Here is a 22,011-nt window from a genome sequence, read left to right as displayed (position 1 = left end):
TTAGTCGATTTGGCAGCCAAAAGCCGTAAACTGATTTTTAAATTTCGCTACCCACTTCTGCCATTCTTCAATCGGTATTTCAGAATCTTTCGATGCTTTCAAAATCTCAATGATATTCTCTTGAGGGAAATCAGCAGGAAAATTTGCCATAGCATCAAAGTCACCTTCCAACCAAGCGTCATTTATAATTTTATTAAATCGAAACATATCGACATTGACGTCGTCGTAGTTTTTAAATTGATTGGTCGCCGATGATGAAAACCCCGTTCGTACAATTTCATTTTCGGTTCTAGCAAATGCTGCAGTTTTGTTTATAAATTTATAATTAACCGCATTATAAAGCTGAAGAAATTCGTCCACTTCATTTTTATGTGAATTCCAAAGTGCAGCAAAATAGTCTTTATTAAAAACAACTCCTGCTACCGAATATATCGAGTAGTAAGACAGATGTCTCTTTCGAGTGTGAATTTTTAAATTTTGAAGTGTTTTTCGAATTTTAAAGCGGTTGAATTTATAAAATATAAAATTGTATAAGATAGGATTTTCTACAAATAAATCGGCTTTGAAAATTCTAATTTTATTTTTAATTATTGATGATTTTTCCTGCACTAAAATGGGATTTCCAAGCCAAAAAAGTTTTACAAAAGATAAATTCTCTTGGTCAATTGTCCTTTGTAATTCTGTGATATTAATGCTTTCTGTAAACCAAATATCATCTTCTAATAAAATAAAATTCTGAGACGATTCCGAAGCGATTTTTATCCATAAATCAATTGGAATATTATGAGTTTTAGGTCGTTCGCCTCTTTCTGTAAAAGTTACTTTCTGATTGTAAAATTCTGATTTATAGATTTTTATGCTTGGAAATTTCTGCTGAATTTTATCAAGGTATTTTTGCGGAGTACCGTCATCCAAGACTTTTATCTGTAAATCTTCGCCAATACAGTGCATATAAACGCTCTGAATACAGCGATCCAAATAGTACGACCTATTAAAAGATTTGATTAATATGTCCATTTATTTATAGCTTCAATTACCTGACTTACCTCATCATTAGTGAGTACAGGACTCATTGGCAAACTTAAGATTTCGCGGTGAATCTGCTCTGTAATTGGAAAATTTAAGTTATTCCATTCTGATAACGCTTTTTGCTGATGTGGCGCAATCGGATAATGAATCATTGTCTGAATTTGGTTTTCTAATAAAAAAGATTGCAGATCATCTCGATTTTGCGTGCGAATTACAAAAAGATGAAAAACGTGATTTTCCGATTCATCCCAAAATGGCAGTATAATTTTCGGGTTATTAATTTCGGTTAAATATCGTTTCGCAATTGTGCGTCTGGCTAAATTATCAGCATCTAAGGTTGGTAATTTGATATTTAGAAATGCCGCTTGCAACTCGTCCAATCTAGAATTAATTCCAATATATTGATTATGATATTTTTTTTCTGAACCGTAATTTCGCAAAGATGTAATAACCTCTGCCAATTCCTGATCATTGGTGGTTACGGCTCCCGCATCGCCCAAAGCTCCAAGGTTTTTTGATGGATAAAAGCTAAAACCAGATGCATTACCCAGATTTCCAGAACGTTTATTTACTAAAATAGCACCGTGCGATTGAGCAGAATCTTCGATTAATAGTAATTTATTCTCGGTCGCAATTTTTGCCAAAGCAGGCATATCCGAAAGTTGTCCGTATAAGTGAACTGCCAAGATTGCTTTGCTTTTGGAGGTCAGCTTTTCCGCTATCTTTTTTGGATCGATATTATATGTATTAATATCTGGCTCGACCAAAACGGGAATTAATTCCGCTTGGAGAATTGCCAAAATACTGGCGATATAGGTATTTGCAGGGACTAAAACTTCATCACCTTTTTTTAATTTTCCTAGCAGAATATATCCTTTAAGAATTAAAATTAGCGCGTCAAGACCGTTTGCGACACCTATCGCATATTCGGCTCCGCAATAATTTGCGAAATCTTGTTCAAATTTTTCAGTTTCTTTTCCCAAAACGTACCAACCTGAAGCTAGAAACTGTTTTAATTTCTGTTCAAATTGCTGCTCATGAGTTTGATTCATCTTTTTTAAGTCCAGAAAATGTATCATATAAAGACATCTTTTAAAAATTCGTGATTTGCAGTTGGCAATTCGTACGTATTGTGAACAAAAGTTCGCGCGCCAAAGCTCTCTTTCCAATAGGCAAGACCGGCATTTAGTTTCTGTCCATTATGCATATTTGAAGTTCCAAAGTCAAAATATTTCTTTTCTGAGAAAACATTTCTAATTAAATGATCAAATAGAAAATTCAGTGCGTTTAATTCCATTTTTGCTTTATCTGCCGAAATATATTGAGTATGCACCAGTGTTTCAGTTTCAAATAGGATCGCTCCTGCTATCATTTCACTTTCGTGAAAAACTGTATAGAGATGTATGTTTTTTGGAAATAACTCCATCAATGATTTCATTTCTTGCAAAGAGTGAACGGGCGTTGCTTCGAAGGTATTTTCTAGATTTGGAATTAATATCGAATTATAAAAGGTTTCTAATCGCGAATCTTTGTGGATCGAAAGTCCTTTTTTTGCGGCGATTGAAATTCCATATTTTTTTTGTGCCGAATACTTATATTTTGATTTTAAATCGATAGTCGAAGCTGATTCTCGTTTTAGCAGTGTCGCTTTCGCTAAAAATAATCCGTACTCGATTGCTTCACTAGGTGATTTGCAATAAAAAGAAGGCAGTACTTTTAGTTGCAGAAAATTTATAGATTGATTCTCAAGATAGTGTAACGTCTCTTTTAGAATATTTAGTACGTCGTCCACTTTAGTATTCATCGCCACTACAAGACCACCATAAGTCAGTCCTTGATGAGAGAATATGCGATCTTCTACCCTATTGGCAGGCAGGAGTGCCACCAGTTTCTGCCCTTTAAAAATCATGAGCGAAAAATCGTCAAATCTTGTGGAGTGATACTCCATAAAACTGCGATTTAAAAGAAAGGTAGCATTGGGGGCATTACTTACGAAAGTATTCCAATTAGCGGCGTCTCCGTGGCCAAACCTCCGTATCTGATACTGAAAAACCATAATAATTTATAATCTGGAAAATTACTGAATTATTCTCAAAAAAGCGGAAAGTGGGTGGCGAAAGAAAAAATGAATCTTAAGGAAGATAATAATTTAATTTATTTGGTGGATTTGATTAGATTTGTGTGGAATGTTAAGCTTAGAATTAGCAGGAAATTGAGTGAAAATAAGGATTCCTGAAACGACTTATTTGTAAAACCCTCACTTGATTACAATTTCTTAAGGATGAACTTATAGATGTTTAATCGTGCAAATATTCGAATACATTTTTAATGAATGTTCTTCCGACGACACACAACTAATTAAACAGCTTGACCAAAATATTTATGAAAAACCATCAAATAGCAGCACTTGCATCTTTTCTAGCATTTTGGTCAGTTCTAGTTATCGCGAACATAATTAATTCAAAGTATTATAATTTAGATTTTATAAAAGATAATAATTGGGCTGAAGTCTTTATTGTTTTCTGTGCGATTGTGATTGTAGCTATTGTAGCTTCACAAAATATGTTGAGGCAAGGGAGTTTTGTTACAAAATTTTTAAACTATTTTTCGGTGCTGTGCTCGGTAGTAACTGTCGTTTTGGCTATTAATTGGATTTATTCTATAAATAAAATATATGAGCATCACGCTATAACAGTAAATAAATTTATAGAACAGGCAGAAAGTGACATTAAAAATGACAGTGTGAAATATTTTTCGCAAGGTCTTATTTTACCTCCAAAAAACGAATTTTCGCAAGCTAGAGAAATCGCGGTACAGAAAACAATCATTAGCTATGGATTAATTCGAAAAGATTTGGGATGTTTAATTTCTCCAGAAATTACCGAAGGAAAAGAAAAATATAATCAAATTACTGATGCCTATCTAGAAATAAGAAATGGCAAAAATTGGAAGGAAGAGATGAATCACAAGATTGATTCAATTAGAGATATTAACTAATATCTAAAATATTAAATCTAATTCAACCAACAAACGCCCTTCCTTTCCAGAAATTCTGAATGAGATTCACTATTTTTGATACAACTACATTTCCACTAATCTCAGCCAAATGAAAAACAGTCTATTATTATTGTTACTAATTGCGTTTTCAAACATTTCTACATTTGCTCAAAAGGAAGTTGCTTCCAAGATAAAAGCGGTGAAAGTTTATCAACGACAAGCGCAGATTCAGCGGGTGGGTAGCTTTACTAGTTCGGTAGGAAATCAGGAAATTGTGCTTACAGGAATTTCAACTCAAATTGTACCTTCGAGTCTTCAGATTGACTTTGACAATCAGAATACTATCTTGCTTTCGGCAAAATATGAGAATAATTATTTAGAATCAAATATTCAAAATAAAACTGCACAGGCTCTTCAAAAACAGTTAGGTGAGCTGCTCGATGAGCAGGCAATGTTGATTGATAAAAGAAATAGTCTAAATGGAATGCTGGAAATCTTAGCTAAAAATCAAGATCTAGGCGGTGCTAATGCTGGCTTTTCTCCTCAGCAAGTAGTGGAACTAAGCAACGTCTATGAGATAAAATATTTAGATATCAAGAAAAACCTTCGCACTCTTGAAAAGCAAGAACAACCTCTGAAAGTGCAGGTTGATAATTTACGAAAGCAACTCAACGAGGTAAATGCGAAATTCAACAAACCTAGTGGAAATATTATTCTGCAAGTTGCATCTACTAGCGCAAATTCGATTGCGATAGACTGCAAATATGTAGTTAATAATGCGGGTTGGAATCCGCATTACGACTTGCGTTCTAAAGGAATAACCCAAAATGTGCAATTAAGTTACAATGCCAATATTTTTCAAAATACAGGAGTTGATTGGAATGACGCATCAATTATAGTTTCGACAGGAAATCCTAGTTTAAATAATAATCGTCCTATTTTGAATCCTTTGTATGCCAAAGTATATAATCCTAATGTTTTAGAGAATGAAATGCGCCTCGAGGAGGTGGTTGTAGTTGCCACTATGGGTTATAGTGGAAAATCAAAACAAAATCAAGAAACAGCAACGGTATCCGAAAATCAACTCAGTGTGGATTATAATATTCTCAGCAGGCAGACAATTCTGAGTGATGGCAAAGAAAATATGGTTGCTTTAAAAACGTACGATATGACCACAGAATACATTTATCATACGGTTCCCAAATTGGACAAAGGTGTATTCTTGATCGCAAGAATCAGCGACTGGACCAGTTACAATTTGATTCCAGGCAAAGCAAATATCTTTTTTGAAGGTGCCTTCGTGGGTACAACTCAAATCAATCCGAAAGTTATTTCCGATTCCCTTTCTATCTCGATGGGATTGGATAATAGTATTGTTGTTGAGCGAACTCCAATTAAAGAATTCACTTCATCCAAATTGATTGGGTCAAATACCAAGCAGACTTTTGGTTATGATTTGATTATTAAAAATAAAAAGTCGGTGCCAATCAAAATTGAAATTCTAGATCAACTTCCTATTTCGCAGAATAAAGTAATTCAAGTTGAGTTGGAAGAAAAAGGCACTGCAGTTTATTCAGAAGAAAAAGGCGAGTTGCTCTGGACTTGGAATGTGGCGGGCGGACAAAGTAAAAAAGAACGTTTTATATATAACGTCAAATACCCTAAAAATACGGAGGTTACAGGAATTAAGTAACTAAAACTTAAAATCAATATACCGAAATATGGCAATATAAACTCAGCATCTTATGTAGAAATATGGTAGAATGAAAATATTAATAAAATCAATGACGAAAAGCATAGCGAAATAAGAATTGTTAACGATTCCATAATCTATCAAAAAGCAATGTAGAGACTTAGCAAAAAAGGATTCTTAATAGTGATAGAATATATTGTTTTCCGTCCAAAACAATATTTAGCCTAAATTAGCGTACTATATTTTCAATCAAGCTTTTAATCACGCTATTAAAGATTATGACAAAAAAGAATTTCAACATTTTTCTTATTTCTTTGGGAATAACAATTTTTGGTTTATTATTAGACAGTGATGCAAAAGAACCTAGTATGATCATGCGATTTGTAGAGTTTTTCGCCATGACCGGATTAATTTTTATAATTTCATTTTCTATCAATAAACTTTATTCACTAACTAGAAAGAAAAGTGGTCCAGTATAAAGCACTTAAAGTGTTTAGGATACGAGGTACGGTATTTTCCTTTAATCTTTAAATTATTCCACCAATCAATCTTTAAATATCAAAAAATCCCGTAAATTGCCTTAAAAAATAAAATACTATGGATTTAATGGGAATGATGGGCAAACTTAAGGAAACCCAGCAAAATATAGAAGATACTAAAAAGCGTTTGGATAATGTTTTGGTAGATGAACAAAGCACTGACGGACTTTTGAAAGTGACATTGACTGCAAACAGAACAATAAAATCGATATCTGTTGATGATTCTTTACTAGAAGACAAAGATCAACTGGAAGATTATCTTGTGGTAGTTTTGAACAAAGCGATTGCAAAAGCAACAAAAACCAACGAAACAGAAATGGAAGCAGTGACTAAGATGGATATGCCGATGATTCCAGGAATGGAAGATTTATTTAAATAATCCTGATCTAGTTATTATAATTTACAAAATGCTGTTTGAGCCTTCAAACAGCATTTTTTGCGAAGTACGAAATAATAGTCGTCAAATTTAATCGTCTCGTTCTACACAATGAGCCAATAGCAGAATTTAGACTGCAACTATTTAAAATTATTGTATATTTAAAACACTAATTCCATGGCATTTGAGAAAAAGCGTTTTTTATATAATCCTATTTTTGCTAGCATCTAAATCTATTTCATCCTCGGCTCAGGACGTTAATCTTTTGTCGCAGTACAATGGTCATTACGACTTTACTTTTATTGGAAACACCCTTAATGTCCGTGAAAATGGTGCCAATGATCCTTGCGAAATCCTAACTTCTTCATCGGCAAATTTAAATCTAAACGCTCAAGATACGGTGCAAAGTGCTTATCTTTATTGGGCTGGTTCGGGAACCGGAGTTTTCGAAGTCAAATTAAACGGTCAAACTATTGTCTCCGAACGAACATTTGGCGTGAGTCCACCCGCAGCAACTAATCATTTTTTTAGCGCTTTTGCAGATGTGACAACTTTGGTTCAGAATACCGGAAACGGTCTTTATACCTTGTCAGATCTAGATTTATCACCATTTATTTCGCCAACACAGTACTGCTTCAACGGGACGAATTTTGGCGGCTGGGCACTGGTAATTGTGTATAAAAACACTTCGCTTCCGCTAAATCAAATCAACATTTACGATGGGTTGCAAAGTGTTCCTGAGATTTTGAGCATCAATTTGACGAATTTGAATGTGATCGACAATCTGGGTGCCAAAATCGGTTTTGTTGCTTGGGAAGGTGACCGAAATATTGCAGTAAATGAAACGCTGTCAATAAATGGAAATCCTATATCAAATCCTCCTTTGAATCCGGTGAATAATGCTTTTAACGGATCAAACAGCATTACAGGGCAAAGCAACTTGTATAATATGGATTTAGATATTTACGAAATTCAAAATAATATTCAAGTTGGAGACGATTCGGCATTGATTACGCTAACGTCTGGACAGGATTTCGTAATGATTAATTGTGTAGTGACAAAACTCAATAGTCAACTTCCAGATGCGACGGTCGCTATTGATAATCTGAATAATTTTTGCGGAAGCGAAAAATTAAAAATCGACTATATCGTTTCTAATATTAACAGCACAGATTTTCTGGCCGCAGATACTAAGATTGCTATTTACATTAATGATCAGCTGGTATCAGTAACGCAAACTACTGCCGCAATTGCCATCGGTGAAAGCCAAATTGGTTCGGCGATTGTGGATATACCAACGGGAATATCCAGCCCATTCGCCGTAAAAATTGTTGTAGACGATAATGGTCAAGGCGTTGGAGCAGTAACCGAAACTGATGAGGAAAACAATGAATTTTTCCAAGAATTTTCGCTGACACTTCCTCCTGTTATTGGAGAATTATCCAACTTAATTAGTTGCAATATTGGTTTTGGAAAAGCAATTTTCAATTTGGAACAAATCAGAGAAATTGTTGCAGAATATTATACTGGAAATCTAAGTTTTTATACTTCGCTCGAAGATGCACAGAATCAAATAAACATGATTGGAAATTTAACAAATTTTACTTCGGAAATAAGTCCACAGCAAATTTATGTTCGATTTGATGATGAAATCTGCGAGTCTATCTTTAGTTTTTTACTGCAAAGTAAAAACTGTCCGCCTACGGTTTACAATTATGTTTCGGCCAATGGTGATGGATTAAACGACACTTTGGTGATTGATGGACTGAGAGATGTGTTTTTGAATTTTGAATTGCAAATTTACAATCGTTGGGGAACTTTAGTTTGGGTCGGCAACAATAATGCTATAAATTTTGACGGATTTGCAAACAGAGGAATTTTGACCGGAAATAAAACTTTGCCCGACGGAACTTATTATTATGTTTTAAATTTAAATGATAAAGACTATACAGAACCTTTAACCGGATTTTTGTACTTTACACAATAGTAAAATATCTCCTATTCCATTAAAATTACATATAATAAAATAAAACTAGTAACGACCGAGAGTTGGCAAAGACCACTTAAATTTGACCACCAAAACTCTAAGCACAGCAATGGTTATAGCCGATATTAAATAAACCAAATCCATAGGAACGTGATTTTTCTTTAGCACAAAAAACACTACTCCTCCAAGAATACAAAGAGTAGCGTAGATTTCTCTGCGAAAAATTATAGGAATTTCGGCACATAGAATATCTCTTAATACTCCACCAAAACAGGCAGTAATTGTCCCTAATCCAATGCTTATAGCAGGATGAAGTCCGTAATCGATTCCCTTTTGCAGTCCAATTAAGGCAAAAACGCTCAATCCAATAGTATCAAAAAGCATCATCGAAATTCTCAGTTTATCTAATTGAATTTTAAAAATAATTGCCAAGATAAAACCAACAATAATCATATAGATATAACTCAAATCTAACATCCATCCCACCGGTGTGCTTCCAATCATCACGTCGCGCAAAGTTCCGCCGCCCGCAGCCGTGGCAAAAGCAATAATGAAAACCCCAAACGGATCCATCTTTTTTTGCATTGCGGTAAGCGCGCCAGAAATAGCGAAGGCAACCGTTCCGATAATTTCGAGTATAAAAAACATTGTCATAGCTCGCAAAAGTAAGTATCGCCAAAGTGAAAACATAATTTAAAAGCAGTATATCAACAAATTATTTCCTTTGTATCTTTGTAAAAATTCTCACTACTTTGAAAGAAATAAGCAGTTCGCAAAATCCTTATATCAAATCACTGCTTCAACTGCAGGAAAAATCGAGAATTCGAAAGAAAACTGCTCAGTTTTTAATTGAAGGTCAACGTGAAATTGAACTTGCCGCGAATGCCAATTATCAAATAAAAACCATTCTATTTAATGCAGCCATTTTTGATGAGGACAAGGTTAGATCACTTGGAAACACTTCGACCGAATTTATAAGGATCAGTGACGAAGTTTACCAAAAGTTGGCTTATCGAGATTCGACCGAAGGTATTTTGGCTGTAGCCGAAAGCAAAAAGCACGATTTAATTTCCCTGAAATTAACAGAAAACCCATTAATTCTTGTGGCCGAGGCACCCGAAAAACCGGGAAATATTGGTGCACTTTTGCGCACTGCCGATGCGGCAAATCTTGACGCGGTAATTATTGCCAATCCAAAAAGCGACTTATACAATCCTAATATTGTTCGATCGAGTGTAGGTTGTGTTTTTAGTGTGCAAATTGCCACTGCTTCAACCGCAGAAATTATCGAGTTTCTTAAAAGTAAGAAAATCGATATTTATGCGGCGGCACTTCAAGAATCAACCGAATACTTTCTTCAAGATTTTACCAAAGCTTCTGCAATTGTGGTTGGCACCGAAGCCACCGGGCTTACACAAGAGTGGCGTGATGCGGCAAAACAGAATATCATAATTCCAATGGAAGGACAGATAGACTCTATGAATGTATCTGTAGCAGCCGCGGTCTTATTATTTGAAGCAAAACGACAAAGGAGATAGTTCGCTCTGTATAAAAATAAAAAATATCCTACAATTTTTTGCTATTTAGCAGGCTTACTACCATCTGTAGGAGCAGTTTGGTTTGCAGTAAATCCTACTAAATAACTATCAATCTGTCACTTGGATTTATATTTTTATAAATTTCCATAAACACGAGGATTATTCTCTTACTAATATTTTGGAATACCAATACTTCTAAGTATTTTTAGAACACAAATGCACTTCAATTATGACTGAAATCGATATAGAAAAGGAAAACAAGGCAATCGCGCAAGAATACAAAGAATTGCTGCGTATAAGCTATCAGACGCTTTCCGATGACGACAAGAAATTGATTCGCAAGGCATTTGATTTTGCGGTTGAATCTCACAAAGATCAACGCCGGAAATCTGGTGAAGCCTATATCTTTCACCCAATTGCGGTGGCAAAAATTGTGGCTTCGCAAATTGGATTAGGCGCAACCTCGATAGCCGCTGCCCTTATGCACGATGTTGTAGAAGATACTGATGTTACAGTAGAAGATATCGAAAAAATGTTTAATCCAAAAGTGGCTCAAATTGTTGAAGGTTTGACCAAAATTGCCCAAGTAAAAAAGGACTTAAATATCTCAATGCAAGCGGAAAACTTCCGTAAAATGTTGCTAACGCTAAATGATGATGTTCGGGTAATTTTGATAAAAATCGCAGACCGCCTTCACAATATGCAGACAATGGATTCAATGCCTGCATATAAACAAGAGAAAATCGCATCCGAAACACTCTATATTTATGCTCCCCTCGCCCACCGTTTGGGACTTTACAATATTAAGTCGCAATTAGAAGATTTGGGACTAAAATACACCGAGCCTGAAATTTTTGCCGATATTGTTAGTAAGATTAAAGAAACCAAGGAAGAACAAGATTTATATATTCAAGACATCACCGAAGTTATAAAAGATTCTTTGGAGGACGAAAACATAGAATTTACCATAAAAGGACGGCCGAAATCTATTTATTCAATTCGTCGTAAAATGAAAGCTCAAAGTGTCACTTTTGACGAAGTTTACGACAAATTTGCACTGCGAATAGTTTATAAGGCGCAGCCAAATGAAGAGAAATTTGTTGCGTGGAAAATTTACTCGATTGTTACAGATCATTACCGCCCGAGTCCTAGTCGACTGAGAGACTGGATTTCCTCCCCAAAAACCACGGGTTATGAAGCTTTGCACATTACGGTGATGGGACCAAAAGGTCGCTGGGTCGAAATTCAGATCCGTAGTGATCGTATGGATGAGATTGCCGAAAAAGGCTACGCTGCTCACTACAAATACAAAAATGGCGCTACCGAAGAAAATGGCTTGGACGTTTGGTTAAATTTACTCAAGGAAGCTCTTGAAAGCACCGAATTAAATGCGGTCGATTTTGTTCAGGATTTCAAAATGAATCTGTACGCCAAAGAAATCTTTGTATTTACTCCAAAAGGTGACATCAAATCGTTGCCTAAAGGCGCGACTTCACTGGATTTTGCCTTTGCAGTGCATTCAGAAATTGGTGTTCACACGCGGGGCACTAGAGTAAATGGAAAATTAGTTCCGCTGAATTACGTTTTGAAAAGTGGCGATCAAGTGGATATAATTACCTCGCCAAATCAGAAACCTACTTCGCATTGGTTAGAATACGTGACCACATCGAGAGCGAAAACCAAAATTAAAAATGTTCTAAATGAGAATGTGAAAAAACTTGGCGAAGAAGGAAAAGAACTTCTTACTCGAAAATTACGTCATCTAAAAATCACCATGAGTGAAACGGTGATCAATGAACTGGTGAATTTCTTTAACCTTAAAACGAGTTTGGATTTATTTTACCGAGTTGGAATTGGCGCAATCGAAAATGCCCAACTTAAAGAATATGCCGCCAAGAAAAGCAATTCATTTATCAACTTTTTCAAAAATAAAATTAAACGTGCTCCCAGCGAGATTCCCGACATTAATGCCCAAATTATAAGCAGCAATTATGACATGTTGGTCTTTGGTCCCGACCAAGACAAGCTCGATTACACACTTTCTATCTGCTGTAATCCAATTCCCGGCGACGATGTTTTTGGGTTTGTGACCATCAATGAAGGAATTAAAGTGCACAAAAAAGATTGTCCGAATGCAATCAGTTTGCAGTCCAATTATGCATATCGAATTATGCAAGCACGTTGGATTGACTCGTCTCAACAAGAATTTAAAGCAATTTTGAACGTCACCGGAATGGACACTTTGGGTCTTACAAATCAGCTTACAAAAGTGATTTCTAATAATATGCACGTAAACATTCAGAGTATTTCTTTGAGTGGTGAAGCTGGAATTTTTAACGGAAAAGTGGCTGTTATTGTCCGAAACAATGCCATTTTGACTAAATTAATTGAGAATATTAAAAAGATTGACGGAGTTGATAAAGTAACGAGGGTGTATAAAAACTAGTTGACAGCTTACAGTTGACAGTATTTGGAGAACGCAAAACGGTCGATTTTTTTCTACAGTAAACTGTTAACTTACAACTGCTAACTCTTTCTGGCTTTCGCCAAATATATTCAGGCCGCTCAAGACAGGACTTGTTGTATTAAGAAAATTTCGTTGTATCGGGCGTTGTCGATTAATTAGAAATGATTAATTGGTTTTGGCCTTTTTTGAAGTTATAATTGATAATTTACGCGTACATGCTGTAAACTGAAAACTGTCAACTGCTAACTTAAAAACCGTCCGGCCAACGTAGTGTTAACCTAGCTCCTGCTTTGCTGACTGCAATTCCACTATATACATTCCGCGAAAGCGTAATAGCTTACAGTGTACAGTTTACAGTTTACAGTTAATAGAGCCAAACCATAAACTGTTCACTGAAAACCGTAAACTCCACAAACAATTTTCTTCAAAATTTTTGCCACAAAAAAAATAGAGGTATCTTTGCGGTTATGACATCTATAAACGCAGATAACAGTAGCAATCAGGAAACTGTAAAAAATGTTTTTACAAAATACCTAGAATTAAAAGGGCATCGCAAAACGCCAGAACGCTATGCAATTTTGCAAGAAATTTACGCTACCGAAGAGCATTTTGATATAGAAAATCTGTATATCAAAATGAAAAACAAGAACTATCGGGTCAGTCGCGCTACTTTATATAATACTATAGAGTTGTTGCTAGACTGTGGGTTAGTGCGAAGACATCAGTTTGGTCAGAATCAAAGTCATTATGAGAAATCTTACTTTGATAAGCAACATGACCACCTTATTATGACCGATACGGGCGAGGTTGTAGAATTTTGCGATCCACGTATTCAGATAATAAAGCAAACAATAGAGGATATTTTTGGAGTTGATATTCACAATCACTCGCTCTATTTTTATGGAACTAAAAAGAAGGAAATTATCACTTCGTTGGAAGATGAAGAGGTAAAATCACTTACAAATATTTAAAACAACACAACAAATACACAAAAATGGCTGTAGACTTACTACTAGGATTACAATGGGGCGATGAAGGCAAAGGAAAAATTGTCGACGTTCTTACCTCAAAATACGATATTATCGCGCGTTTTCAAGGTGGCCCAAATGCGGGACATACTCTAGAATTTGACGGAATAAAACACGTATTAAGAACGATTCCTTCAGGGATTTTTCACGAAAGTTCTACAAATGTAATTGGAAATGGTGTTGTAATTGACCCTGTAGTTTTACAAAAGGAAATTAATGATCTGGCTAAATTTAAAATCGACATCAAGTCTCGGTTGATTATTTCGCGCAAAGCGCACTTAATTTTGCCAACGCACAGACTTCTTGATGCAGCTTCTGAAACTTCTAAAGGAAAAGCGAAAATTGGAAGTACTCTAAAAGGAATTGGCCCAACTTACATGGACAAAACTGGACGAAACGGTATTCGTGTGGGAGATATTGAATTGGAAGATTTTAAAGAAAGATACCGCGCTCTTGCCGATAAGCATGAGTCAATGATTAGTTTTTACAATGTTGCATTGCAATACAATCTTGAAGAACTTGAAGAAGAGTTTTTTGCTGCGATTGAGTCTTTAAAAGAATTAACCTTTATTGATAGCGAAGAATATTTGCATCAAGCTCAAAAAGATGGAAAAGCGATTCTTTGCGAAGGTGCTCAAGGTTCATTGCTAGACATCGATTTTGGAACGTATCCCTTTGTAACTTCAAGCAATACTACTGCAGCAGGTGCTTGTACAGGATTGGGAATTGCGCCAAATAAGATTAAAGAAGTGTATGGAATCTTTAAAGCCTACGTGACAAGAGTTGGTAGTGGCCCATTCCCTACTGAACTTTTTGATGAAGTTGGAACTAAAATGGCTACAATCGGAAACGAATTTGGATCTGTTACAGGAAGACAACGCCGTTGTGGCTGGTTGGATTTAGTTGCTCTTAAATATGCTGTTCAAGTAAATGGAGTTACGCAATTGATGATGATGAAGGGCGATGTTTTGTCTGGATTTGACACTTTAAAAATCTGTACTTCATACAATTACAAAGGAAGTACTATTGAGCATTTGCCGTACAATATCGAACCAGAAAATGTAACGCCGGTTTATCAAGAGTTTAAAGGTTGGCAAGCAGATTTAACTGGAATGACAACATATGAGGTTTTGCCTGCTGAGCTAAAAGCATATATTGAATTTATTGAAAAAGAAGTTGAAGTTCCAATCAAAATTGTTTCTGTTGGTCCAGACCGAAAGCAGACAATTATGAGATAATTATTATAAACGCTTTGATTTTTTCAAAGCGTTTTTTATTTGATTTAAAAGTAGCACCAAAAATAGCGTTTCAAAAATTTTGGTTACTATTAATTTATTGCCAATAAGCCGTTTTGCAAAAGGCTTTTTTATAAATTTGACAAAATTTAATTGACTTGAAAAAATATTTTTTCTCACTATTTCTACTCTTCCTTTTCTTCTTCCAACTGGGAGTATTTGCGCAAGAAGCTAAGAAAATTATCATCGAAAATTCTGATTTTGTTGATCGGAATGAGACTGCCGCACCGGGCGCACTCTTGCTTACGGGCAATGTGCGTGTCAATCACGATGGTGTAATTATGACCTGCAATAAAGCTTACTTATTTCAGAATGAGAATTATATAAAAGCTTTTGGAGATGTTCAGATGAATCAAGGTGACACTCTATTTATGAATAGCACTTACGCGGAATATAATGGAAATGTCAAAAAGGCGTTGGCTACAGGCAATGTAGTGATGCGTTCGCCCGATATGAATCTTACAACCGATACCATTAACTTTGACCGAAATATACAGCAAGCTTATTATTCAACTTACGGCACGATTGTAAATCAAGACAACACGCTAAGAAGCAAGTCGGGTCGTTATTATGCTAATGAGAAAAAGTATCAATTTTTAACTGCTGTAACCATTACAAATCCTGAATATTTGATCAAATCAAATCATTTAGATTATTATACAAACAGTGGGCATACCTATTTATTTGGACCTTCGACAATTACTGGAAAAGACAATTTTATATATACCGAGAAAGGATTTTACGATACCAAAAAGAATTTGGCTTTGCTCAAGCGAAAATCCTATATCAAATATAAAGATCGCCGGATTGAAGGTGACAGCATCTATTATGATCGAAATAGAGAATTTGCCTCAGCCACGAATAATGTAAAAATCACCGACTCCATTAATAAAGGATTGATAAAAGGCCATTATGCCGAAGTGTATCGCGCCAAAGATTCGATGTTTGTGACAAAGAGAGCGGTGGCAATTAACCTTGTTGAAAATGATTCGGTTTACATTCACGGAAAAGTGTTAATGGTTACCGGAAAAGCTGATAATCGAATTATTAGAGCTTTTAACAATGTACGGTTTTTTAAAACTGACATGAGCGGTAAGTGCGATTCTATTCATTCTGATCAGAAACAAGGACTTACTAAAATGATTGGAAAACCAATATTGTGGAATTTTGAAAATCAAATGACTGGTGACGTGATGCATTTAATTTCGAACAATGTCACCGAAAAATTAGATTCACTTAAGGTGTTGAATAATGCTTTTATAATTTCGAAAGATACTATTGGAGATGGCTTTAATCAAGTAAAGGGATTGAATCTCTATGGGAAATTTCGAGAAAATAAATTATATGAAGTTGATGTTGTCAAGAATACCGAAGTCATTTTCTATATGCGTAATGACGATCAGGAGCTGATTGGGATCAATAAAAATGTGAGTAGTAGTATTAATATGCAACTTGCCGACAATCAAATTGAAACAATTACTTTCTTTAAAACTGTGGATGGCGACATTTATCCAGAAGCAGAGCTTCCTGCTAATGCACGAAAACTTCGAGGCTTTGTGTGGCGCGGCGACGAGCGCATAAAAAATAAGGACGATATTTTTACCGACGAAGAAAATGTGATGCACGAGAAGATACAGCAGCAGCAGAAGAAAGAAGATCTTAAAGAGCAAGTTCCGATGGAAGTTAGAAAAGAGACTCTGAATTACGACAAGAAAAAATAGCAGCTTTTTTGCTAGATCAAAATCAGAAAACAATGAATGACTTTATAAAATACCAAGCACAAACTTCACCTTACCCATTAGGAATTGAAGTTTCGCATGCTGAGGGCATTTATATTTATGACAAATCAGGAAAAAAATATATTGATTTTGTAGCCGGAGTTTCTGGAGCGTCTTTAGGACATAAAAATCAGAAAGTGAACGAAGCAATCAAGAAGCAGTTGGATCTATACTCGCACGTGATGGTTTACGGCGAATATTCGCAAAGTCCTGCAGTGGAGTATTGCAAGTTGTTGGCTTCTATGCTTCCATCGCAACTTAGTAAAACTTACTTGGTAAACTCTGGCACCGAAGCTACAGAAGGTGCATTAAAGCTTGCCCGTCGTGTTACGGGAAGAACGCAATTTATTTCTTGCAGAAACGCTTATCATGGCAATACGATGGGATCTATGAGTGTAATGGAACACGAAGAGCGCAAAAAACCTTTTCTTCCATTAATTCCAGATGTTGCGTTTATCGATTTTAATAATGAAGAGGATTTATTAAAAATTACCGAAAAAACCGCAGCGATTATTTTAGAAAGCATTCAAGGTGGCGCCGGATTCATTGAACCCGAAAATGATTTTTTAAAAAAGGTAAAGCAGCGTTGCGAAGACATGGGTGCGTTGATGATTATTGACGAAATTCAGCCGGGTTTTGGACGCACTGGAAAATTATTTGGTTTTGAAAATTATAACGTTGTTCCAGATATTATTATTATTGGAAAAGGAATGGGTGGCGGAATGCCGGTTGGAGGTTTTGTTTCATCGCCAGAATATATGGATTTATTGAGCAACAATCCCAAGATGGGTCATATTACAACCTTTGGCGGACATCCTGTCATAGCGGCAGCCTGCTTGGCAACTTTAAAAGAAATTTCCGAAACCTCTTTGATACCGCAAGCAATAGAGAAAGAAAAACTTTTCCGTTCTCTTTTGGTACATCCTTTGATTACAGAGGTTCGAGGTCGTGGCTTAATGCTAGCCGCAATGACTGAGAAGCCTGAAATTTGTGACAATATTATACTAAAATGCCAAGAAAAAGGCCTAATTTTATTTTGGCTGCTGTTTGAAGCACGCGCAATACGTATAACACCGCCTTTGACCATTACAGAAGATGAGATCACCAAAGGTTGCAAAATTTTAATAGACGTACTGGATGAAGTACAAGCCGAACTATGAATTAGTTACTACTATTTTTTTTGTTAATGAAATTGTTTAAAACAATTTGGGTTTCAAAGAATCAATAACAATATGATCTGTAATTTTAGTACAGATAATCTAAAGGAAAACAGTATGCAACTAAGCAACGAAGAAGAAGATTATAATTTATCTCTTTCAAAATTTGAATCAATGCTAAAAACAAACAAAGTTTTGTTTTTTGACTCCGAAGAATTTGAAGAGATTGTACTGCATTATTTGGATATGGGCAAAGTTGCTCTAGCCAAAAAAGCATTGAAACTAGCCCTTGAGCAGCACCCAAAAAGTACTGGTCTACGATTGGTACAAGTAGAGATGATGGTTTATGACAATAAGCTTGACCCTGCCGAAAAATTGCTAAACGAACTTTATGCTATCGAGCCGAATAATGAAGAAATTTATATTCAGAAAGCCAGCATTTATTCTAAAAGAGATAATCACGAGAAAGCGGTTGAACTACTTAAAACAGCGTTGGATTACACGGATGATTATGCCGATGTTTACAACTTGATTGGGATGGAATATCTCTTTATGGACAATCTAGAATTGGCCAAAGAGAATTTTATGAAATGTCTGGAAGAGGATCCTGAAGATCAGACCGCTCTCTATAATGTAGTTTATTGCTTTGAATTTTTAGATCAAAATATAGAAGCTATAGCTTATTTAAACTCTTACGTAGACACAAATCCATATAGCGAAATAGCTTGGCATCAGATTGGTAGATTGCATTATGGGCTTAAAGAATATTCAGAAGCGGTACGAGCATTTGAGTTTGCAACCTATACAGATGATGAGTTTGTAGGTGCTTTTATGGAAATGGGAAAGGCTCAGGAACGTCTTAAGATGTACAGCGAGGCAATTGAAAGTTATAACAGAACAATCGAGCTTGACGATCCTACTTCGTACGCATTATTGCGAATTGGAAAGTGTTATGAGAAGTTAGGTAAGAAAGCTTTGGCTATCAAATTTTATAACAGAACCGTTCATGAAGATCCATTATTAGATAAAGGATGGATTGCGATTACAGATTACTACGTACGGCAGAAAAATTATCAAAAAGCACTTTACTACGTTAACAAAGCGTTGTCAATAGACAATGAAAATTGCCTGTACTGGAAGCGATTTGCATCTATTAATAAATCACTGCATCTTTTTGAAGAAGCTGAATATGGGTATAGAAAAGCAGTAGAATACGGGGATTATTCGTTAGATACTTGGCTGTTTTGGGTTGATATTCTTCAGTTTTTGGGCGAGTTTGAGTCGGGAATACAGACTTTACTGCAGGCCGCAGAGTATTTTCCAGAAGAATATGAAATTGAATATAGATTAGCCGGATTGTACTATCTAATTATGGAACATGAAAAGATGGCGTTTCACTTTTGCAATGGATTGCGATTGAATTATGAAAAAAGAACTGTAATCAAAGATTTGTTTCCAACCGTTTGGGAAAGTCAAATGATAAAGAATTTGATTATTCAATTTAAAAAATAGATTTATTATAATTACTTTTATTAGACTGATACTTTAAAAAGCATCAGTCTTTTTTTATTTAAAAAAACTTTAAATTATGAAAGTCAAATTTGGCCTTGTGGGAAGAAATATTCATTATTCTTTTTCGAAAATGTTTTTTACTGAAAAATTTAAAGTTGATGGCTTACCAAATTATTCTTATGATAATTATGATATAGACTCGATTTCCGATTTGAAACAAATTCTGAATAAAAATCCAAAAATTAAAGGCTTAAATATTACAATTCCATACAAAGTTTCGGTTATTCCGACGTTGGACAAAATGTCAAAAAAAGCAGTGAAGATTGGAGCTGTGAATACCATTCGGATTTCGAAAAAGGGAAAATTAAAAGGCTATAATACCGATTGGATTGGATTTACAAAATCTATTACTCCCCTACTATGTCCCCACCACACCAAAGCTTTGATACTTGGCACTGGTGGTGCATCGAAGGCAATTGTGTTTGCATTGAAGCAACTGAAAATAAAAAGTACTTTGGTAAGTCGTGAAAAGAAGTGCAACACCCTTAGTTATGAGGATTTGGATGAGAAGGCTTTCGCCAAATTTACAATCGTGATTAATTGCTCACCAGTGGGGACATTTCCCAATGTGAACGACTGTCCGAAATTGCCGTATGAACTTTTCACCGATCAGCATATTGCTTACGATTTAATTTATAATCCAGAGGAATCTACTTTTCTTAAAAAAGCTAAAGAACAGGGAGCAGTTATAAAGAACGGCTATTCGATGTTGGTGTATCAGGCAGAAGCAGCTTGGGACATTTGGAACAAAACAAAGAAGAAGAAATGATTTTGCAAAAGTTGTTGTTTTTCGACGGTGTCTTACGAGAAGGACGGCAGTGGACCCAAGCTTTTGCGAACAGGCGAAGCAAATCCTTTGTTGTGGCTTTGCGAAGAAAAAACTACAACAAAGATTGGGAGCGGATAGCCTGACCTCAATGTCATTAAGTTAAGAGATTATCATATCGCATCTCTCTGATTTTTAGTAACTTTTGGTTTGTTTCTATTTTGATATTTTTTTCGATTTCGAGTTTCGTTTCGTCCATTTCTAATAGGTATAGTGTTTTTAAGAAATAGTGTTTTTAATTCTCGACGGATTTCAGTAGCTGGGATATCTTTCCACAGCAATTCTAAAACTCTATTTTTCAAAAAACCATAAGATAGATTTGTATTTACTTTTTGTCTATACATTTTTCCCTCACTCTTTTCATCTAATTCAGCTTGTAAATCATTAACTATAACTGACTGTAAATTGCTGATAAAAATGCTGCAATAAAAGTCTTGCAGCACACTCGAGGCTGAGTATCCAGTAAAGTGTTCGAGTTTTAATTTATTTTTTAATTGATCATAAAAAGTCTCCACTCCCCAACGTAAAAAATACAGTTCTTTAAACATTGATGAAGGATATTGTTGACTGTCAAGCAATGATGTGAATAATATTTCAATTTCGCCACAAGGCAAATCAACTCTTACTAAACGAACCTTCAGCGTTGCAGTTTTTGTGTAATCTTTGTCTTTATAATTGTGTTTAGCCGGAGGAGATATTGTCACTTTTGAGCTGGTTTTTTTACTATCAACAAATGCCATAACAACTTTGCTATACCCTACTGGTACTCGCATTAAGTAGTCAATTTCTTTTCTAGTATGTTGATATTTAAAGTTAAAAGATGGATATCCTCTATCATAAATTATTAAATCTTTAGGTTTCCAATGTTCAGCGTGACCCAATGCTAATTCACGCTCGGCAATTTTTAAATTGGATAGAACCGAATCAATAACTATATGATTTAAAACGTCATATAAAATAGAAACTCGACCTTGAACTACAATGGCCTCGGTTTGGTTCTTGGCTTGCCCAAAGGTTTCTTGAAGTTCTTTTGAGTTAGGGAGAGCTGTTCTGGAACCATCAACTGCTAAAAGCCTGAAGCCTTCAAAAAATTTAATATTTTTATTGCTTTTAATATAATAATTATCAATGATTACAGAAGATAAAAATTTAAAAACAGTATGATTTATTTTTTTTCTCTTCTGCACAAAAGCACTAGATGTAAAGCTTTTAAAACTGCAGTCCTGCAGCTTAAATTTGACGTGATTTAGATAATTATCTATTTCTATGATTAAACTCTTTTTCAGAAAATTTACCATAAAACCAAAAGGCTGTTTTCTATTTCTTGTAAAATCAGAATCATTCATTTTAAATTCTTGTATAATTGTCTCACTAAAAATCACCTCTTTTAATTTTTGAACTATCAAATCAGAATTACTTTTCATCTACTTATATGTATAATATTCATATAAAAATAAGAATTAACTTACAATTAAACAAGTTTTAAATACTTTAATAAGCTATAAATCACCACATTAAAACCTTAAATTAATGACATTGAGCCTGACCTGAGCCGCCTCACAATTTCTACTTTATTTGTAACGTTGTGGCGAAGGGCACGCCCTAATAAAAATGCGGAAATTTGTTAAAATTCATCATTGTTGCATTTATTCTTTTAAATAATAATTACACAGACTCATTTTAAATTTACAAATCTGTTGTTTAATACGATTGTTTTACTGTCGATTTC

At 35.1% G+C, this 22,011-nt stretch carries 18 protein-coding genes; 13 read left to right on the top strand and 5 right to left on the bottom strand.

Going from position 1 to position 22,011, the window contains the following annotated elements; translation table 11 throughout:
- The 3 genes from SBO79_RS07385 to SBO79_RS07375 are packed head-to-tail and all read right to left on the bottom strand — an operon-like array spanning position 1 to position 2,977.
- Positions 1-1,017, bottom strand: coding sequence for a hypothetical protein (locus tag SBO79_RS07385; protein WP_318639779.1), 1,017 nt, complete (start codon positions 1,015-1,017; stop codon positions 1-3).
- The gene (locus SBO79_RS07380; protein ID WP_318639778.1) at positions 1,005-2,108 is read right to left on the bottom strand and encodes a DegT/DnrJ/EryC1/StrS family aminotransferase; all 1,104 of its coding nucleotides are present in this window, start codon (positions 2,106-2,108) and stop codon (positions 1,005-1,007) included. Before SBO79_RS07380 ends, SBO79_RS07385 begins: the two co-directional genes overlap by 13 nt.
- Positions 2,105-2,977 carry a GNAT family N-acetyltransferase gene (locus tag SBO79_RS07375; RefSeq protein ID WP_318639777.1) on the bottom strand — a complete coding sequence of 291 codons (873 nt, stop codon included), beginning with the start codon at positions 2,975-2,977 and terminating at the stop codon, positions 2,105-2,107. The genes SBO79_RS07380 and SBO79_RS07375 overlap by 4 nt, the downstream gene beginning before the upstream one ends.
- Positions 2,978-3,411: 434 nt before the next feature.
- Here SBO79_RS07375 and SBO79_RS07370 point away from each other — a divergent pair, with 434 nt between their 5' ends.
- The 5 genes from SBO79_RS07370 (at position 3,412) to SBO79_RS07350 (ending at position 8,621) form a co-directional block, all read left to right on the top strand.
- Positions 3,412-4,026 carry an FEKKY domain-containing protein gene (locus SBO79_RS07370; RefSeq protein WP_318639776.1) on the top strand — a complete coding sequence of 205 codons (615 nt, stop codon included), beginning with the start codon at positions 3,412-3,414 and terminating at the stop codon, positions 4,024-4,026.
- A gap of 109 nt (positions 4,027-4,135) precedes the next feature.
- Entirely contained in the window at positions 4,136-5,719 is a 1,584-nt protein-coding gene (locus SBO79_RS07365) for a DUF4139 domain-containing protein (RefSeq protein ID WP_318639775.1), read from the top strand.
- 278 nt (positions 5,720-5,997) lie between these two features.
- Complete coding sequence (locus SBO79_RS07360) at positions 5,998-6,198, top strand: hypothetical protein (RefSeq protein WP_318639774.1); 201 nt, start codon at positions 5,998-6,000, stop codon at positions 6,196-6,198.
- A 118-nt stretch (positions 6,199-6,316) separates the two neighbouring features.
- A complete protein-coding gene (locus SBO79_RS07355; protein ID WP_318639773.1) occupies positions 6,317-6,637 on the top strand; it encodes a YbaB/EbfC family nucleoid-associated protein in 321 nt (106 codons plus the stop codon).
- Positions 6,638-6,851: 214 nt separating this feature from the next.
- Positions 6,852-8,621, top strand: coding sequence for a T9SS type B sorting domain-containing protein (locus tag SBO79_RS07350; protein ID WP_318639772.1), 1,770 nt, complete (start codon positions 6,852-6,854; stop codon positions 8,619-8,621).
- Between the two features lie 45 nt (positions 8,622-8,666).
- Here the strand turns inward: SBO79_RS07350 and SBO79_RS07345 are convergent, their stop codons facing one another.
- A complete protein-coding gene (locus tag SBO79_RS07345) occupies positions 8,667-9,269 on the bottom strand; it encodes a trimeric intracellular cation channel family protein (protein WP_318643477.1) in 603 nt (200 codons plus the stop codon).
- Between the two features lie 104 nt (positions 9,270-9,373).
- Here SBO79_RS07345 and SBO79_RS07340 point away from each other — a divergent pair, with 104 nt between their 5' ends.
- From SBO79_RS07340 to SBO79_RS07305, 8 genes are all read left to right on the top strand, one after another.
- A complete protein-coding gene (locus tag SBO79_RS07340; RefSeq protein WP_318639771.1) occupies positions 9,374-10,159 on the top strand; it encodes a TrmH family RNA methyltransferase in 786 nt (261 codons plus the stop codon).
- 229 nt (positions 10,160-10,388) lie between these two features.
- Positions 10,389-12,605: a RelA/SpoT family protein gene (locus tag SBO79_RS07335; RefSeq protein ID WP_318639770.1), complete on the top strand. Its 2,217-nt coding sequence runs from the start codon at positions 10,389-10,391 to the stop codon at positions 12,603-12,605.
- Positions 12,606-13,093: 488 nt separating this feature from the next.
- Positions 13,094-13,597: a Fur family transcriptional regulator gene (locus SBO79_RS07330; protein WP_318639769.1), complete on the top strand. Its 504-nt coding sequence runs from the start codon at positions 13,094-13,096 to the stop codon at positions 13,595-13,597.
- 23 nt (positions 13,598-13,620) lie between these two features.
- Positions 13,621-14,892 carry an adenylosuccinate synthase gene (locus SBO79_RS07325; protein WP_318639768.1) on the top strand — a complete coding sequence of 424 codons (1,272 nt, stop codon included), beginning with the start codon at positions 13,621-13,623 and terminating at the stop codon, positions 14,890-14,892.
- A gap of 155 nt (positions 14,893-15,047) precedes the next feature.
- Positions 15,048-16,670: an OstA-like protein gene (locus SBO79_RS07320; protein ID WP_318639767.1), complete on the top strand. Its 1,623-nt coding sequence runs from the start codon at positions 15,048-15,050 to the stop codon at positions 16,668-16,670.
- A 32-nt stretch (positions 16,671-16,702) separates the two neighbouring features.
- On the top strand, positions 16,703-17,887 hold the full coding sequence (locus tag SBO79_RS07315) for an aspartate aminotransferase family protein (RefSeq protein WP_318639766.1): 1,185 nt from the start codon (positions 16,703-16,705) through the stop codon (positions 17,885-17,887).
- Positions 17,888-18,001: 114 nt separating this feature from the next.
- Positions 18,002-19,396 carry a tetratricopeptide repeat protein gene (locus SBO79_RS07310; protein ID WP_318643475.1) on the top strand — a complete coding sequence of 465 codons (1,395 nt, stop codon included), beginning with the start codon at positions 18,002-18,004 and terminating at the stop codon, positions 19,394-19,396.
- Positions 19,397-19,472: 76 nt separating this feature from the next.
- Positions 19,473-20,225, top strand: coding sequence for a shikimate dehydrogenase family protein (locus tag SBO79_RS07305; RefSeq protein WP_318639765.1), 753 nt, complete (start codon positions 19,473-19,475; stop codon positions 20,223-20,225).
- A 170-nt stretch (positions 20,226-20,395) separates the two neighbouring features.
- On the opposite strand, the gene SBO79_RS07300 is transcribed toward SBO79_RS07305, so the two are convergent.
- On the bottom strand, positions 20,396-21,706 hold the full coding sequence (locus tag SBO79_RS07300) for an IS4 family transposase (protein ID WP_318639764.1): 1,311 nt from the start codon (positions 21,704-21,706) through the stop codon (positions 20,396-20,398).
- Positions 21,707-22,011 lie beyond the last annotated feature (305 nt).

The sequence above is a fragment of the Flavobacterium ardleyense genome (genome assembly GCF_033547075.1).
GTDB classification, from domain to species: domain Bacteria; phylum Bacteroidota; class Bacteroidia; order Flavobacteriales; family Flavobacteriaceae; genus Flavobacterium; species Flavobacterium ardleyense_A.
This window is presented reverse-complemented; position numbering and strand designations above follow the sequence as displayed.